The sequence below is a fragment of the Mucilaginibacter koreensis genome (assembly GCF_054783355.1).
Genome location: NZ_BAAGQS010000001.1, coordinates 680600 through 698341, shown reverse-complemented (window position 1 = coordinate 698341; position 17742 = coordinate 680600). Strand labels below are relative to the sequence as shown.

The window sequence follows — 17742 nt, the reverse complement described above, 5'->3', positions numbered from 1 at the left end:
ATTTCATTCTATACAAGATGGGTTCTCTATGGAAGCAGGATGGGCTATCCTTACGATACAGGAGGCTAGAATAAAGGACAAAATTCTGGCCGCTGGGACTCCATTGAAAGATTGGAATATTCAAATGTATCGAGGCGTTCTTACAGGATGTAATGAAGCGTTTATAATTGATTCTGATACTAAGAATAGACTAGTTAATGAATCGTCAAAAAATGCAGAAATTATACGTCCAATTATTCGCGGCAGGGATACGTTTAAATTTCACGCGAATTATTCAACTGATTCGTTATTATTTATACCATGGCACTTTCCTTTCCACACAGATGAAAATATAAAAAAAGCATCTTTAGAAGCAGAGGAAAGCTTTAAAAATGAATACAATGCAGTGTACCGCCATCTAGAAAATTATAAGGATTTATTAAAAAAACGTAACAAAGCGGAAACCGGTATAAGGTATGAATGGTACGCTTTACAAAGATTTGGCTCCAATTATTGGGCAGATTTTGAAAAACCCAAAATATTATGGAAAAGAGTTGGTTCTGCGTTAAGATTTTCCTATGATACCACAGGCGCTTATTGTTTGGACACAGTTTGTTTTGCAATCGGTAGGGATTTGAAATTTATAGTTGGGTATTTAAATTCATCCGTTAGTAAAATGGAATTATTAAAAAATTCCCCGCAAACCGGCACAGGCGATGTTATCGTAAGTGTTCAAGCATTAGAGCCTCACTTAGTTCCCAAACCTTCTCATATTCAGCAAAAGGCAGTTGAGGGGCTTGTAGATCAGTGCATCGAAACCTTGAACCTGAAAAACGGCTCTGATATATCACAATTAGAACAACAAATCGATGAAATATTTTTTGAACTTTATGGTTTTGACTTGGAAGAACGGGAGTATATAAAGTCATTTAATAAAATTTCAACGCCTGAAACTTGATATAATGGCTATTTCTTCGTCTGTTAAGTTGCAGAGTTCAAATATTAAATTGTCCATCAAAGATCTACATTCAATCACTTCATTGTCTTTTGATGTTTCGCCTGTTAAAATTTCAGAAATTTCTTTCAACCGCGTCATCTGCTCACCGTTGGGTACGGGGATTGGAAGATTCTCAATATATACCTTCTTCCATCTATTCGTTCCAACACCTGAGGTTGTTGTAATTTTATCAAAATACCAATCAGCTACTTTGGAATTTAAAAAAGTCACAAGATATTCTAAATTAGGGCCAGTCATAAAAAAAGCAGTCGCCTCTACAAAATAACCAGCTTTATCTAGAGCAAATTTCGGTTCGTCAGATAACTCAATCCATATTATTTTCGGCTTCTCAAATTCGTCTAAATAGGCACAATTCCTTAAGTTAGACCAGTGCTGCCCCTTATCGTAACGGTTCCGTAGTTCACTTTCCTTTTTTAATAACTCCTTATATATTTCCGGGTAGTCCGATTCGAGGTCAATGCGTTCTTCGCGAGCTGTTCCATTATGAGAATGTATAAGCCATTTGTCCGCAAACTTTACTTTAAATTTCTTTACATCCCTGCCGCGAATAATTGGACGTATAATTTCATCTGCTTTAGGACATTTTTTCAGCAGTTCAGACCGCTTTTCTTTATCAATTATAAAAGCCTCATTTAATCCCGTTTTAATGCCAAAATTGATTTTCACATTCCAACTTTTTAGTGCCGTTCCAAATGTTTCAATCTTCTTTTTAATACCGGCTTCAATTGCAGATAAAATGACCCAGCCTTCATCTGGCTTTAAGTTACTTTGACTGTATATAGTTTGTCGAATAAAATCGCTCATTTTTTCTAGACTACCGATGCTCTTATTTAACAAACATGTTTGTGTCTCTCCTTGATAACTGGCTTTTTGGGATATCAAGATGTTTGTATCTACGGTGGCAGAATCGAAGACTTGGTATCCACCAAAGTCTACTAATAGTAAAGGGTTTGTTTCTTCTAAGAAAAACTTACGTGTTGCGACTCCATAGTTTGCCCGCATCCATTTATTTGAGGTGATAAATCCGAAATAGTAATTTTGTTTTAAAAGCTTTATTGCCTGTTCATAAAATAGGCAGTAAATATCACCTGTGCGCACAAAAGTCGAATATTTACCTTTTTCGAGGGCATCTGCGTCAGCTCCCATCTTTTGCAATTGTATGTAAGGTGGATTCCCAATGATCACTTCAAAGCCTTCAAAGTCCCCTTTTTCATTTAGGACTTCGGGAAACTCGAAACGCCACTCAAATGCATTACGGTAGATTGCATTGTTTTCGATCTCAGAAATTTCATTCTCAATTTTCTCGATATTTTGAGCCAGCTTTTTTACCTCAGATTCCATCTCTTTCTCAGTTCGCTTCTTTCCAAAGAGATCAAGATTATTTTGAGCAAGTGCCAACTGTCCTCTTACCTCTGACAGGCGTTTACGTCTGGGATCTCGACGACTTACTGTTTCATGAAACTGTTCTTTTATAGTCTTTATGAAATTTTGTAGTTCAGCCTTAGCTTCTTTGTTTGGGGCATTTTTATAAGACTCGACAGCTAAACGATAGTCATTAACCCCAAATTTCTGTTTTTTAAATACGTCTGAAAGATCTTCCGTCAATGAATACTTGTTCAGCAAAGAATTACCATGCTTAATATTAATATCAATGTTAGGTAACGTTTCAAGCTGTGTGTAATTCTCCTCCGACCTATAATAAGCGTGCTTAAGTAATTCTATCCACAGCCTTAGTTGGCATATTTTAACTGAATTAGGATTAATGTCTACACCAAATAAACTACCCTCAATTATTTTTCTTTTCTCATCAAATAAAGTTTGTTGAATTCTTTGAATCTCAGGGGCTATTTGAAAGCCGCCAGATGTGGTATTATTGACAGCATAGTCAAAAAAAGTTTGTGTCCTGTGGTAAGTAATAACTAATTCGTCGTTTGCAATACTAACATCAATATCACTCAACCGATTTCCTTCATTGTCTGCTAAAATCCCAAGTTCTGCTTTGATAGAGATAAGCTCGTTTAAACTGGAAACAAGAAAGTGGCCTGATCCTACTGCTGGATCTGCGATGCGAATCGATTCGATTACTTTATTAAATTCTAGAATATCTTTCCTGTTTCTTTTATCTGAAATGTAGTTTTTAACATCTTCTAACGTCTCACAAAGCCATCCATAGGTATCATTAAACTTTTGAACTACGGCTTTTCGTATGGTTTCATGACACATAAACATAGTCACTGCTCCTGGCGTATATATTGACCCATCCCTGTAACCATTAATTTTCTCGAAAACCAAGCCTAAGACAGCAGCGTTGATGATTGTTTTATTTTCCTCCTGCACCTCTTCTTTACCAACAGAAGAAAAGTCATAAGCATCAAGAAATGCAAAGAAGTAATGAAGCGTATTCATTGATTTTACCTCCTTTACACCTTTCTGCTTCTTTTTATTTAGGATTGAAAAGGAATACAGATCGATATCGAGGTTGTCATCTAATCCATTAATCTTAATAGAAACATCCTCCAAGGCAGATATTTCGAATAGAGAGCTATTTAAATATGGGATATGACTATACTTTTGTTGAATGAGAGCTGTTCGTTCGTTGCTTTGTCGAGCGAGTACCTGAAAAAATAATTTATATAACTCATCATAGTCTCTAATCGTTTGGACATTAAGGAAACGGAATTTTGAGTTATCGTTATGATACTTCAATAACTGTGCTTCAAGCAATTTAAGAAACAGTATTCTGTTGACCCAAGTGATGCAAAGTTCAAGTGCCAAATTGAACAACTGCTCTTCATAATTTTTTCCTGTTAGAAATCTGTTAGAAACCTTTCTTACCGTACCTTCAACTTCTAAAATGTTTATCGCATTTTCAAGTAATGATCCGGGATGCCGTTTAACTTCAGGTAAACGCTGTATAATTTTTCTACCGCTTTCTTTTGTTTCCTCAAGACCAATTATATGTAGAAGTTCTTTGAAGAAGCCGGTATCAAGCGAATTACTATCATTGATAAACGGCAGTTTTAACAGGTTAACGGGTGTGAAGAACTTATAAAGAGGTATAAGCTGGTTATCATCTTTTTCCCGGTCACTATTTAAGTATTTATTATACTCTCTGATATCAACATGAGTAAACGAAAATTCCTTATCAAGCTCATGCAAAAACGGCTTAACAATTTCCTTGTAAAATAAATCAGTCTTAGAACTTACCTTTTGGCCAGCCTCCCATTCCTTGTATGCTTTCTGTAATTGACTATTTTGTGCAAACGCTTTTTCGAATAAAGAAGCGTCAAATACAAACCATTCGTAAATGTTGGTAATGACTAAGTGGGTAAGTGATATGTTTTTGTTATTAAAGCGTTCTCGTAAGAAATAAAGGATGAGTTCATGCATTGCTTTTGCATTCAAATTATCCTTTGTGATCATATCCGCCTTATTGCCAGGCTTTTTAACTTCAAATAGTACCCCAACAGGTGATTTGGCATCCTTATCCAAATGGATTACTAAATCTGCACGTTCCTTAGTGGCAATCAAATGGTTATCTTTATAATAGGTAGATTTTAGGAAATCAGCTAAATGCCCCTTAACATTTTCCTCGCTTTCTTTTTCGTCTATTCGGCTTAATAGCTTTAAGAAATTGCTTTTAAATTCGTCCAAATCTTCACGACGAGGTTTGATTAACCGATACGCCTTATTTAAACTTTGAACTAGGGTGATAAAGGAAATAGTCATTAGCTGAAAATATATCGAATTTAAAGGTATTATTTTATTAGACAATAAAAATTTTCGATTGCACTTATTAGCGTTTGAATTCCCGTTTGCTGCACACACGAGGTCATTGCACCGCTTAAACAACCGGAGCCGTAAGCAGGGAAATTGTCAAGGGCAACGGCGATAGCCGTTGTTTATGTACCCTTGACAATTTCCCTGCGCGGGTATTTTTATGGTGGCGGTGCGGTGACCGTTACTGTTATGTGCGCTGGAAAGCAGGCGTGTATGAGAAACGAATACTTGCCTGCGTGCGGCGGCGAGGCTGGCTGCGGAATGGAACCCGGCGCGAAGCGCATGGTGTAATGCAGCAACCTGCCGCAGCCGCATGGTGTTCAATTTCCATTACATTGAATACCCTTGACTTTGATCATTATCATGCCCATAGCCGCGACCTCTTTTCCTTTTCCGACGCTGGTGGTCATCCTGCGCAGGTGCCCCGCCTATATATTGACCTCCTTTTAACAAAGTATCTACTAGGCCAGTACCATGACTGTGGCCTTGCCCAGTGAAAACTTTGTTAGCCTGCTCAATCCGGTATAGTTCTTTGACTTCCTCTTTCTGCTCATAAGTACCATGTTTAAGCGTGTTGGCATACTTAAATGACTCCTTAACCTCCCGGTCATAATTAAACATGCGATCAAATAAAGCTTCGGATAATTGCTTAAACTCAACCCGGTCAAATTGACCGACCTTCTGGCTGTGGGCAGCATTCTTCCCTTTCGAGTTATTGAGCGGGCTGAGCTTAATGCTGTTACTCGCATCCTTGCGGCTAACGATGATTTGAATGTGCATCTTTTCACCAGGTTTAATATCGCCTTTTACTGCTCTGCCTTTGCGTACCTCCAGGTCTTTATAAGAATAGTAACGGTTCTGCTCCAGCTTGCCGAAATAAACCAGGTCTTTGTTGCCATCGATACCACTACGCTTGAAGTTCTTAGCATAAGTATCCATAACTAAATTGGCATAGTCTTTCAGGTAAGCTTTTGCGCCTTCTGTTCCATATTGTTCCTTCAGATACAGCAACTCCTTTTCGCTCGGACTGATATTGATCAGGAAGAACTTGGCGTCGTCCTTCGAAAGCTTGGCAACATTATTATCGATGCTCTGCCTGACCTCATAAGGCTGGATGTTATCCCGGCCATGGCTAAACCATTGTTCCGGCTGATGATACTGATCCAGCTTTTCAGCCAGCCGGTTTTCTTTTTCGAGATAGGCGACTAACTGGCTACTGCTGCCCTTGTTATTGCCGGTCTCGCTCTTGGTGATGTTGATATGCATACTCGTTACTCTTTAACTATAGTCGCTCTGTGGATTTGATCATCTATAGGTTATTTACCTGTTCCCTGGTAAAGCGCGTCAGTTCCTCTTTATCTGCCTGCTTACTGAGCATGGTCATTTTCTCCCGCTCTGTCATGTAATGTTCCAATATGCCGCTGAAACGTTTCTTCAATTTATTCTTATCAAGTTGTGCAGTATCCAACTTACTTAGGTAATCGACGACTTTGCCAATAGCCAATACTTGCCCATCATAAGATTCTTTTTGCTGTTTATTATGAGCAATGATCTGCTTGTTGAAATACTCAATGATCTGTCTTTGCGAAGCACCCAGCCTCTCACCGTCTTTCTTGATGGGTATCAACAAGTCTTGCTCCTGCGTTTTAATAAATGCCACAATATTATCGGTCTTTCGGTTAATCGCATTCTTTAGCAAATCGTCGTTCAGGTCTCTTGGATCTTTCTTGGTCTTGTAGAAATAATCTACCATGTAGGTAAACAGATCCAGCTTTGACAAGCCGCATTTATTAGCGACAGCTTGCAGCTTGTTATCTGTTTTCTCTGAAAACCTTATCGTTTTGTTATTTTCATTTGTCGCCATCATTCACACATTTTCATTGTCCGGTATACCGCTTGGTATACTGTTTTCCTTTTTTATAGCAGAAAGCGGGGGGCAAAGTATACCATCGGTATACGCAAAACCGCCTCAGCCCCGCAGGGCGAGCGGAAAAAGTCGGGTGCGCCCGACTTCCGCTCGCTCCCCCCCGCTTTCGCGAAGGGACATAAGATATCTCGATAGGTTGATCCATAGATCGGTCGATACTGAGATATTCCTTTTCATCATGTTCTTAAGATTTGCCAATCAGCAGGCCAGCAAACCTGACTGCCGAGCTTGGGATGGTAAGACGGTTGGTAGCTGATATAACCGTAAGCATCCAGTTCCCTGATACACTTATGGTAAGTCGCTATCGACGCAATTTTACTATAAGCCATCAGTGCCTTACGCGTAATGGCAAAAGGACTGGCAAAGCCGTTGCGCTGCCAGTGGACAAAGAGTCCTGTAAACAGGCTGACATGCGTCGCACTTAGCCGCTCGTCCTTACTCATTTGGCAAAGCAGTTTCGCGTAACCAGCAAGTGCCGGTGTTGAAATGGCTGTCTTCATTTGACGCCTCCTTCCAGCAGCTTGTTAATATCTTCCAGCTTATAGTAGATGATGCTGCCAATGCGGGTAAAGCTGAGCGTGCCATTGATCCGCAGATTCTGTAAAGTACCGGGTGAGATCTTCAGCAGCTTTCTGACCTCTTTGCTTTTAAGCCATTTCTTAGACGCGCCCTGCCCGTCGAGTTGTATAAGCTTTTTGATCTCTGTTAGGAGCCTACCTTCAAACTCCCTTAAATCTTCTTTGGTGATGATCTCTAAATTCATTCTGCCCTTCGTGTTTTGAGTTAATCATTAAACCGGTTCAAGGGGACGATCATTTGGATTCCCTTGAACGCAATGGTTCAAAAGTCGGGGGCAAAAGGGCTAAATGAATGACCAATGATGGCGTTTGGTCAGATTTGAAGCGTAAACGCTATTCCTTGTCCGTAGGGGTTATTTTGAAAAGCTTATCTTCTTCAGCGATGTCAATATACTTGGCTGGTTTGTCGTCTTTATTAGCCGGGAAATAGTTATGTGCGGTATCAATAGAGATGTTTTTATCGCCGTGTTTGAAGTACTTGGCGATCATTTTATACCACGGGCTTTGCCCTTGCGAGCGGGCCAGCTTATTACCATTAGATAGTTTCAGCTCTTGTATCTGGTGTATCAGATCCATAAATACAACCAAACCGCCTTTGCTAAGTACGATCTTTTCACTGGCATCATACTTAGTCGCTTCTTTCAGTTGCGCTTCCAGCATTTCGATTTTAGCGTTTAACCTATCTATCTCCCGGTCTTTCTCGGCTATTACTGATTCTATTGGTTCAAGCTTATGCCAGCGGTCAATGGTTTTCAGAAAGGCTAAGAATGCTTCCAACTTCTTTACGCTGGCCATGTGATCGGGATAACTGGAGGAAAAAGGGCTTTTCTTTTTATAATGATCGATGCGATTGATCACTATATCCGTCACATGATTGAAATACTGTTCTTCCTGATCAGGATGGCTTATTGAAAAATAATCAAAATGGAAGTAATAATACGGGCCGTATTCATCTTCCTCTAAATCATAAAGTTTCTTTAAAAAGAAGTTGTCGGCTAGCCCTTTGTTCTGGATGATGGCATTGCCTATCTCGAAACGGTTTGGTGAAAAGTCGAAAGGATCTCGGAATTTGAAATATAGGCTTGGGCTAGACATAGGAAAAACGTTTATTAGAAAACGCTTAGTCCAAAAGATGGTTTTGTATGCTCAAATTAACATTGTCGGTAATTCGATAATAAATAGTTATCTGTTCTTGATTATCATTTAATTTTGTTTCGGTGTCAAAAAACTAGATATTGTGCTTTGCACGTGGGAACTACTTTGCGCTACTTCGGAAGTTAGGATGAACCTATCGTCCATACAAATGCCGGAATGTGCTATACGAAGCTATAAATCGCCTATAGATAAGACATTCTTTCTTGTGCGAAGAAACTGCATTAATTATATCTTGCGCTCACCTGGGCAACACTCATATTTCTATTTCGTGCAAAATTTCAATTGCTTACGATGAATTCATCAGGCCATGGTCGCCGTTTTAGTGTTTCACCTCTCTAATGGTACAAAAATACCGATATAGACCCGAAAATACTAAAAAAATCCGGATGGTTTTGACCGGGTAACTGTTTTGGGCTCAACCAAGCGCATACAAGGGTGTCGTCAAAATCGTTACATTGATATATTACTTTTATTTAGCTTAGTTTCTAGAAATCTATATCATGACGTTAGTAATTGTTAAGAGAGATGGCGAGAGAGTTTCATTTAGTGCTGATTCAAGGATTTCCTTTGGAGACGCAGGTCACATGGATAAAGGCATCAAGTTGTTCGCTGTTCCGTTTAGAATAAAAGAGCCTGCAAGTTCAAAAGCTGACTTCGATAAATGGGCCTACGAAACTCAATTTGGCCTCGCTGTAGTGGGAAGTTCAATAAACGCCTACTCAGTCAAAGATGCAATTAGTGAAGTTTTGAATAACATAACTGTGATGACAAATCTATCCGATTTGTCAATTCCTTCAATCGGTGCTTTGGTATTTAAAGTTTACAAGGAGGTTTCAGAAGAACTTGTGCCAATCCTTCAAAAAAACGGACTTAGTGAGATCATACTCGGAGGATATTGTCTGCATGAGAAAAGAGTCAGAATAATGAGGTTCTTTGCAACGATTAACCCCGACAGCATAACCTATGACTTCGAAGAAATATTGACTGAAGATGGCTTATTGTTTTTTGGCTCCGGTAGTAAATTAGGAGAAGAGGTTTCTGAAAACGAACCCGGATTGACTCCGCTGCAAATCATCAAAAAAGTCATATTGTCTGAGAAAGATAAGGCAGTTGGCGGAGCACTGCAGTTTGGGTCATTCAATAATGAGATTTTCAAAATCAGCGGTATAATAGAGCGTCAATTTGACAAGGAAGGGAAAATTTTAAAAGAGACAAAATATCGACGAGGATTTATTATTCAAAACGATATACAGGAAGCTTTGAAGCCCCCCTATCTTTACATCTCTTACGGTTATCAACGCGTGGATTTTACTTTAGATAACGAATAGATAACGCATCATAAATGCAACTAAAAACTTTAGGACATGGCAGATGGAATAACACACCATATTTCGGATAAAAGAAAGGCAAAACTACTGATCTATGAAGTTGAAGATCTCAATGAAGATATTGCTATGCAAGAGATCGCCACACTCAGAATTGGCAAATCAACGATTAGTTTCGATATGCCGAATGCCACTGCAATGTATCTAAACGCATCCGATCGCGAATTGAAACTCGCAAAGTCAATTTATAAAAATCTAATCGAACCAAAGCTCTCAACTCGAACTCTTTACGTTTTGGCCAACGACGAAATAACCCAGATATATGATTACTTTGAGCATGTAAAGGTTGCTATTATCATGGCTTACACTGCTGTCGAATGCTTATGTAATGCGTTGATACCACCGGGATATAGCTACACTGAAAAAGGAAAAGATGGTGAGAGAATATGGGATGTAAAAGAAGTTCAGCGGTGGAAATCCACGACACAAAAGCTCAGGCAAATTTTACCAAACGCTTTAAAAATGAAGGACCCCGGCCAATTCAAATCATACTCAACGTTCAGCAAATTAGAGGATATCAGAAATGAGGTCATTCACACCCGAAATGTCGCGCCGAAAGATATAAAAACTGAAGATAGAATCGATTACCAACTATTACAGCCGCGAATATTTAAGCTCGTTGACTCAGCAAGGTCGTTGATCAAAGAAATGCACGCTGCCCTGCCATATAACAAGGAAATGCCAATGCTTTACGAGACGGAAAATGTTGCAAAGGTTAAGTTAAAAACATGGGATGACCTCGGAGCTGTCAAAACCGGCGAAAGGAACGGCCCGACCAAATAAATTGCTGATTTGTTCATTAATACTGGAAATCAGGATTTGGAACTGTTTATTATGCTTAGAAACCACATCTAACAACCCAAAAAATCGCAAAAAAGTCATGGCGGAAGAATACGAACTTGATTGGAAGGAATACGAAGCTATTACCAAATATATCTACACTTCACTTGGAAAACGCGATGGAATTAAAATAATTGGTTATGGCCAGAATTGTAAAATTAAAGGAAAATCCACGATTGAACATCAGGTTGACGTCTTAACTGAACAATTCGACGGTCAGAAAAGGTTACTCACCGCTATAGAATGTAAGTACTGGAATAAAAAAGTTGATGAAGATGTCGTTATGAAGCTGGCTGGTATCATGGAGGATTCAGATATAACAAGTGGCATTATAGTTTGCAAGTCTGGATATACGCCAAATACCCTTACCTACGCTGCTTACAAAGGCATAAAGCTTGTTGAATTGTGGGAGGCCGGTGAAAATGATAACGCGTACAACAAGACTTTTGAGCTCGGTACCCTGAATATTAACATCGGTGCCATTGTCTCTCGTGGCGTTGTTACCAGCGTAGATTTTGGTGATAAGAGGATTGACGTCGCGAATGAAGAAGAAATGTTCGCCATGCACAACGTAATACTTCATGATCTTAATGGAAACACCATTTCACTAAGTAAATTTCTGGGGGAATTTTCCAAAGAGAGACAAAGACGGGGCGAGCTATTAAAAACAATGACGATAGATTATCCTCTCAACCGGAAACTGCTTTTGAAACACGATGAAGGGGAAACGTCTTTTCAACGGATATCCATCACGGGACACTTTGCAAAACTTGATAAAAGCTCAAAAAGGTCATTTGCACTAACTGATCAGGTTTGGATGATCATGAAAGAACTATTTGATAAAAGGCATTTGGCATTGTCAAAAAGCGGTTTAATTTGGAACCTGTCACATCCTGGTTAGGATAACCTCGCAATCTGTTCTCGTATCTTTTTTTTCTGAAAGCTTCATCTAACCATTATCTGGGCAACGCGTCTGATTATGTAATTGATCTTATCATGTTAAGCACAGTATTTTCCTCTTCGAATGTTGCAGCTTGAATGTAATAGTCGCTAACCAAATCTTTTTCGTACCAACGGAGGTGAACCAATTCCGGTTTAATGGCGATAAGTTTAACAATCAAAGACTCATAGCTACTCAGCGAAAACAGCATCAGGTCATAACTTTGTACTGCGATTTGCCTTATGAGCTGGGTTACAAAACGTTCGACCATTTCTGGTCGTTCTCTCGTTTTACTCAATACCGATTCTTTGAGCAAACTTATGCACTTGGTTATTAATTTCTTAGGATCATAAGTAACAACGTTAGTGAAGTCTTTGGCTTCGACATCTGCATAATCACTCCAACTCTTGGTGTTGCCCATAAATGCAAAGAATTGATCTGCTGCTTTCTTAGACCCCAACTTTAGTGCAGATTTGATAAGTCGCCATTTTAAACGGGACTCGTTTTTATTTTTTTGAATTGACCTTTCAATCAAATTAAGACATTCTGATCGATCCCAAATGATGTTCCCGCTAACAATTTCGTTGAAAACTGGCTTAAATAATTCCCAATGCCAGGGAGCTGTAATGGTTGTCAACTCCTTTAGTTCGTTTACGAGAATGACCGGATCAATGTCAAGCATATTCAAGGTAATCACAATTGACTCTTTAACATCTGTAGGGGTTGATTTTTTCCGCAAATGATCGATCAGTAATGGTATAGCCTCAACTATCTGTAAGTAATTGCAAATGCTACAGTGAGTTTCAAGTACTATTGGTACTGGGAAATCTTTTGTTAAGTTGACAAGAATACGCTGTTTGAAAGCATCGACGTCTTCGACTTTGTCAATGACCTTTAAAAATAAATAGTCTTTTTTAACCGGCGAAGGCTTCAACTGACTGAAACCACTTGTGTCAGAGATTGGTATGTCAAAGAGTACGTCTTGCGGCAGCACTATAAAATCAGCCATGAATAGACCACGTATTTGCCTTGCTCCATTCGTTGTTGTATATCCACCATTATCAAGTTTCTTCAAAGATTTTTTAAAATCTATTTCCGATAACAATACATTAGTTACATATAGTTGCATCCAATTAGACCAAAATTCAGGTATCACCTTTTTCATTTCCAACGCAAACTTGGTCAGTTGGGTAAATACGTAGTAATCCCAATTCCACTCATCAATCCATTCAACAAAAGCGTTGTAGCCAGTAATACGCCCGCGTTCGATCATTCGAAAAATAATATTATTGGTAACGATCTTTTTAATCTCAGCTTTCTCACTATACTCGAGATTAAACCAATCATCTTCAAAATCTTTGAGTCGTGCTACTTCCTTGAAAATCATTGCGGCTTCTGCAAGAAAAATTTCTTTACCTTTTAATAGCTCGAAATCTCTCGCAGTTCGCCGTTCATTCAACTCGTGCCAATTAACTTGTGTTTCGACAACAGGTTTAAAGAAATCAGGTATCAACAAATTCACTTGATCTTTAAGGTAGTTGAATAGGTCGAATCGTTTAAAGTAATGAATAAAGTTACCGGTTAATCTTATAGAATCTTGAGGTATCAGCCCAGAACGAACTTTTTCTATCAAAAGATCTATGATCGTTGGATTTGCAAGGTCTGCACCGATCGAGCTTCGGTACAAAACGGTATCTTCTTTCTTCAGCAATTCAAAAAATGCCCTTTCAATTGTATCAGTGTTAATAAAGAATAAGGCAAGATTTCCCCATTTACCTTCAGAAAGATTGCGGTGTATAGCGTGAACAAACTCCATATACTCGTCCAATATGACGTCATTTTTAGTTTGCTTATATAGTGTGGCAAGTTTCAGGTTGATTTGTTGAATGACCATTCGTTCCGACGGATCGTAAAGACCGTCTAATAGAATTCCTAATAATTCTATGTTAGTTTTTGCGAAGGCTAACCATTTAACTCCAGTAATTGGATTGAGTAAGTTAAGGACGATTTCGAGAAAATCATTCCCTAACTGGGAATAAGTATTGCTGTCAGTTCGGAAAAGTAAGTCAGCGCTTTCTAAAATGTAGTCAAAATACTTTCCATCCCCACCAATTCTGATCATTTTGAGAATGTTCTCACGGACAATCTTGGTGTTTCTGTTGGGGCATTTCTTAACGCACAAGTTTATATCAGCATTGTCAACGAAGAGATGGCGAACCATGACATCAATCGCCATGTCATGGACTGCCGGCGTTTCCTGAGATTTAATGATATTCTTTAGTAAGAGGTGAAGATATTTTCGTTCTTTTCCTATAATAGAACTTGTATTGAGATCCCTCAATATCTCTAACAAGCAAAGTCTATGGATAGCCGAACTTGACGGATCTTCAAGCTCTTCAAAGAGGAAATTCAGAATTGTTGGACTGTGTAGAACATAGGCTAATAGCTCTTCTACTTCGTACTTTCCACGAAGGTAATTTATCCCTTCCCGTTTACCCTCCAGCACCAAGTACCTAAATATCTCGAAACGCGTATTTGAGTCAATCTTATCCTTCTCAAACTTCAACAAAAGTTCGGCATTATGACTTTTCAAGGTATTGAAGAAATTGAGATATAGTTCACTATCCTTATCCATCAAAGTAAATAGATAATTAGCCGTATTAACCAGCCTGGGCTTAAGAATCAAGAAGGCCGGTTCATGGAAAAGAAGTTGTCTTAGTTCTAACCAGCTTAAACTACTTAAATATGCGGCAGTAAGAAATTCTTGAAAGTTATTATGTTCAAAATAGATAGATAATGTATTGTCATTCTCTTCACAACTAAATAGTGAGCAATATCTGATCTCAGAAATATTCAGATCGGTTAGCTCGGTCAGTTGGCTTTCCGGAAAAGAATTTCTGCCTGTCAATGTCAGATAGACCGCTAATTTTTTCCCAAGAAGTAAAAAGCGATCGGCTGATGGCATTGATGGAAACTTGAAACGATCTTGCTCCATCTTTAAAGTTATGATCTGTGCTATCGCATCAGCCCGGTCATCAGGGAATTTAAGGGACGCATGTTGGTATAAATCGACTAAGTTTTTGAGGTAAAAAGGATTACTGAGGAGATCGCTCAGACGTCTGTCAACACAAAGATCCAGAAATCGCTTGATTTGAATACTGGAATTGCCTCGATCTGCTATATATTTCTCAATTTCCCGTTGATCGAGAGGTTTGAGATATTGCGGCTTTAAAACACTATTCTCGTCAACGCCATCTCCAACAGAACGCAGAGAAAAGCTATTACGCACAGTCGCCAAAATATTTGCTGCTTCATACTCTTGCAAAAACAGATTGAACTGCGAGATGAAGGTGTCCAGGTGAATATTCGGAACCTCATCTAATCCATCGAAAAGCAAAAAAAGCCTTGACCTGGGTATTGATTTCCAAAATTCATAGAATGCGCCAATTAATTTTTCCAGGTCGCCCTGGTACAATTTGAGGCGAATGATGACCGGATAATACCTGCCTGGCTTACTATAAAGATTTGCGAGATGTTCCAGCTCTTTACTTTTCCCAAGTCCCGCATCTGATCGAATCATCACTCTTGCAGGCTTATTATCCGCATGAAGCTCTTTGATATAGTCGGTCAACGGCTCTGCGTCGTAAAACCTATATCCTAAACTCTCTTTAGATTTTTCGGGATTTGTCAAACTTCGAGGGATGTAGTCCCGTACCTCACTATAAATTTTCTTTTCGGGTAAGATGACAAGGTTTGCCAAATAGGGTTGATATATTTCAGGTTTAATAAAACCTTTAACCCATTGTTCTCCAAAAAACTCATATACAATCTCAACTTCATTTTTCAAAAGTTCAGATAGTTCGATACTGCCTAATTTATTCAGCTTTATGCCTACCTCATGTAAAACTTTGCGTTGACGTTCCATTTCCTCGACAAAGGAGGTTTCAATCAATTCATTTGAAGAAAATAGAATAAATTCTGAAGTTTTTGCGTACCATTTTTCCTGATGCTTTTCGTCCTGAAAAACTTTGATAGCATCTGCAAGGTCGGTGCCCAAGAACTCGTTTACCCGTTTACACTGATAAAGTATATAATCATCATCTTCCCCGGTAACCAAAATATCGAGCCCGAACTGCTTTTGACCTGGCTTTCCATAAAGCGTACAGCGTTCCATGCCATAGTTCCTATAGCAATATTTAAGGCATAATTGCTCAAATCTGCGTGGAGGGAGATCTTTGAATGGTAACTGATCAAAATTATACTTCGCCGGAGGAGTAATGGCGAAATCTTCATAGTCGGCTAAGAATTCTTTTTGATTTATTTCTTGATAATTTTCTGGCATAATCGGTAAGGTTAAGGTCGGCATTTTTATCAATATTTTGGAGATAGAGACATCGAAAGACAGATTTAGTGCTTTTTAAAGCATTATCTTTAATCAATTATAAATGCTAAATGGATCAACAGTATCACGCGGTTTTAACCTATTCCGCATTCTATCCTCAAAATGACATCCCCGAAAAAAACGTTGAGCGATTAGACGGGTTGAATCGAGACGTTGTATTTAATTTGTTCTGCCGTTTAAAAATGACGCTATCCCGAAGCAGTGAGCGAGATATTAATAATCCCTTCATCAATTGGTTTGTTTCTAAACTGCCGGATTCACATGGTGAACGGTTCCGACATTTAGTATTCGATGGCTTCCCTAAGCATTTTCTAACTACGCCTTTAATTGTAAACCAAATCCTGGTTGACCTATTCCAGAAAACTGAAACGAGTTTGGAGCCTATGTATGAGCGTCCTGATTACATCGCTTTGGCCGTATTGGAAACGATAATGATCTATAATGAGCATCATTTTCGACAAATCGGTATTGGTGAAAAATCTGATACCCATGATCTTCTATGGCAAATAATGATGATGCAGGATATGAACGGCGCCAATTCTTCGAGCTTTGTTCGTACTGGTGGGATGAAGCAAGCCATTTTTATAGACTTTTTGGAACAAATTACAGGGACTGGTTATCCGGCGTTTGAAAAAGCGATTTGCGAAATGCTTGGAATTAACAAACTGGGCGATGTTAGCTTGCTATACCTAGCTTTACAGATCGAGCAAGATAAACGAATTCAAACAAGCGATCCTTTGATCTGCATCCCGCCGGAGGATCCCATCCATCAAACACTTTACAATTTGAATTTGGTATTAGAGCCTGGAAAAAACGATGTTGCCTTTTCAGTCTTTGATATCATGATGAAACCATTTATCCGTTTGTCAAATGGCAATTTGAGTTTCACAGGAACTCATGATCTATCGTTGATCTCTGAGTTGGGTTGGGGCTATTTTCTGTTTAAAGAGGGATCGTTGTCGTCTTACATCCCACAGTTTTCAAAGTCGAGCTTCCAGGCTTTTTTTGGCTACTATGTGGAGAAATTTCTGTTAGGAAAAGTGTTCCAATCATTTCATCAAAAAGGATATAGAGTGATCCCATCAGACGACAAAAAAACGCCGGATATGACGCTCATTTTAAACGAGACCGATATTTTCATTATAGAGATCAAGACATCGACGGTTCATTATAAAGATTGGCAGGAACAGAATCTGAATGCTTTTAAAAAGTACCTGAACGATAATTTTATAAGCGATAAAAAAGGAGTTGTTCAATTACATAAATGTCTTCAACATCTTTCTGACCATCCAAAGGAATTATTTGAGATTAGCATCCCGTTAAAAAAATTGAAAATTTATCCAATAATAATTTATTCTGAACCACACGCAGGTGTAGTAGCTGTCAATGATTTCATCATCAATAATGGCCCTGAGCTCTCAATTGAGCTCTCATCAAAATTCAAAGCCATTTTGCCGGTGACGATGATCAGTTGTGATTTTTTTCTCGAGAATAGCAAATTGCTGAGTAAGAATAAGAGGCTTTTAAAGGATGCGATACTACGCTACCACAAAGGAACCCGGGAAAGGAAAAAGCAGTGGTTAAAGGTCAATTCTACTGCCAATTTTAGCAAGGCAATGGCCGATTTCGACAATTATAGTATTGGATTCGAAGGGATTTATAAAGAAGATCAACTGGCGATCGCAGACCAAATCAAAGCCATTTTTAACCAAACAAAATAGACGCAGCATATTCAAAC

At 38.8% G+C, this 17742-nt stretch carries 13 protein-coding genes; 5 read left to right on the top strand and 8 right to left on the bottom strand.

Translation table 11 applies throughout. The annotated features are described in order from the left end of the window. Nucleotides 1-28: 28 nt before the first annotated feature. The gene (locus ACYVNW_RS02995; RefSeq protein ID WP_460678359.1) at nucleotides 29-937 is read left to right on the top strand and encodes a TaqI-like C-terminal specificity domain-containing protein; all 909 of its coding nucleotides are present in this window, start codon (nucleotides 29-31) and stop codon (nucleotides 935-937) included. Here ACYVNW_RS02995 and ACYVNW_RS02990 read toward each other — a convergent pair. The 7 genes from ACYVNW_RS02990 to ACYVNW_RS02960 all read right to left on the bottom strand — a co-directional run bounded on the left by ACYVNW_RS02990 (nucleotide 920) and on the right by ACYVNW_RS02960 (nucleotide 8377). Continuing rightward, nucleotides 920-4726, bottom strand: a complete 3807-nt coding sequence (locus tag ACYVNW_RS02990; protein WP_460678358.1) for a DUF7149 domain-containing protein — start codon at nucleotides 4724-4726, stop codon at nucleotides 920-922. The genes ACYVNW_RS02995 and ACYVNW_RS02990 overlap by 18 nt on opposite strands. A 238-nt stretch (nucleotides 4727-4964) precedes the next feature. Continuing rightward, nucleotides 4965-5108, bottom strand: a complete 144-nt coding sequence (locus ACYVNW_RS02985; RefSeq protein ID WP_460678357.1) for a hypothetical protein — start codon at nucleotides 5106-5108, stop codon at nucleotides 4965-4967. Further along, nucleotides 5108-6043: a DUF5712 family protein gene (locus tag ACYVNW_RS02980; protein WP_460678356.1), complete on the bottom strand. Its 936-nt coding sequence runs from the start codon at nucleotides 6041-6043 to the stop codon at nucleotides 5108-5110. The genes ACYVNW_RS02985 and ACYVNW_RS02980 overlap by 1 nt, the downstream gene beginning before the upstream one ends. A 43-nt stretch (nucleotides 6044-6086) precedes the next feature. Next, on the bottom strand, nucleotides 6087-6641 hold the full coding sequence (locus tag ACYVNW_RS02975; protein ID WP_460680990.1) for a BfmA/BtgA family mobilization protein: 555 nt from the start codon (nucleotides 6639-6641) through the stop codon (nucleotides 6087-6089). Between the two features lie 239 nt (nucleotides 6642-6880). Further along, nucleotides 6881-7204 (bottom strand): hypothetical protein, encoded by a 324-nt coding sequence (locus tag ACYVNW_RS02970; protein ID WP_460678355.1) that lies wholly within the window; start codon nucleotides 7202-7204, stop codon nucleotides 6881-6883. After that, entirely contained in the window at nucleotides 7201-7467 is a 267-nt protein-coding gene (locus ACYVNW_RS02965) for a helix-turn-helix domain-containing protein (RefSeq protein WP_460678354.1), read from the bottom strand. The genes ACYVNW_RS02970 and ACYVNW_RS02965 overlap by 4 nt, the downstream gene beginning before the upstream one ends. 148 nt (nucleotides 7468-7615) lie before the next feature. Beyond that, a complete protein-coding gene (locus tag ACYVNW_RS02960; protein WP_460678353.1) occupies nucleotides 7616-8377 on the bottom strand; it encodes a hypothetical protein in 762 nt (253 codons plus the stop codon). 560 nt (nucleotides 8378-8937) lie between these two features. On the opposite strand from ACYVNW_RS02960, the gene ACYVNW_RS02955 reads away from it, so the two are divergent. The 3 genes from ACYVNW_RS02955 (at nucleotide 8938) to ACYVNW_RS02945 (ending at nucleotide 11563) form a co-directional block, all read left to right on the top strand. After that, nucleotides 8938-9765: a hypothetical protein gene (locus ACYVNW_RS02955; RefSeq protein WP_460678352.1), complete on the top strand. Its 828-nt coding sequence runs from the start codon at nucleotides 8938-8940 to the stop codon at nucleotides 9763-9765. A 36-nt stretch (nucleotides 9766-9801) separates the two neighbouring features. Continuing rightward, a complete protein-coding gene (locus ACYVNW_RS02950) occupies nucleotides 9802-10605 on the top strand; it encodes a hypothetical protein (protein ID WP_460678351.1) in 804 nt (267 codons plus the stop codon). 97 nt (nucleotides 10606-10702) lie between these two features. Beyond that, nucleotides 10703-11563 carry a restriction endonuclease gene (locus ACYVNW_RS02945; RefSeq protein WP_460678350.1) on the top strand — a complete coding sequence of 287 codons (861 nt, stop codon included), beginning with the start codon at nucleotides 10703-10705 and terminating at the stop codon, nucleotides 11561-11563. Nucleotides 11564-11639: 76 nt separating this feature from the next. Here the strand turns inward: ACYVNW_RS02945 and ACYVNW_RS02940 are convergent, their stop codons facing one another. Beyond that, the gene (locus ACYVNW_RS02940) at nucleotides 11640-15968 is read right to left on the bottom strand and encodes an NACHT domain-containing protein (RefSeq protein WP_460678349.1); all 4329 of its coding nucleotides are present in this window, start codon (nucleotides 15966-15968) and stop codon (nucleotides 11640-11642) included. A gap of 86 nt (nucleotides 15969-16054) precedes the next feature. Here ACYVNW_RS02940 and ACYVNW_RS02935 point away from each other — a divergent pair, with 86 nt between their 5' ends. Further along, nucleotides 16055-17725 (top strand): hypothetical protein, encoded by a 1671-nt coding sequence (locus ACYVNW_RS02935; RefSeq protein ID WP_460678348.1) that lies wholly within the window; start codon nucleotides 16055-16057, stop codon nucleotides 17723-17725. The last annotated feature ends 17 nt before the right edge of the window (nucleotides 17726-17742 follow it).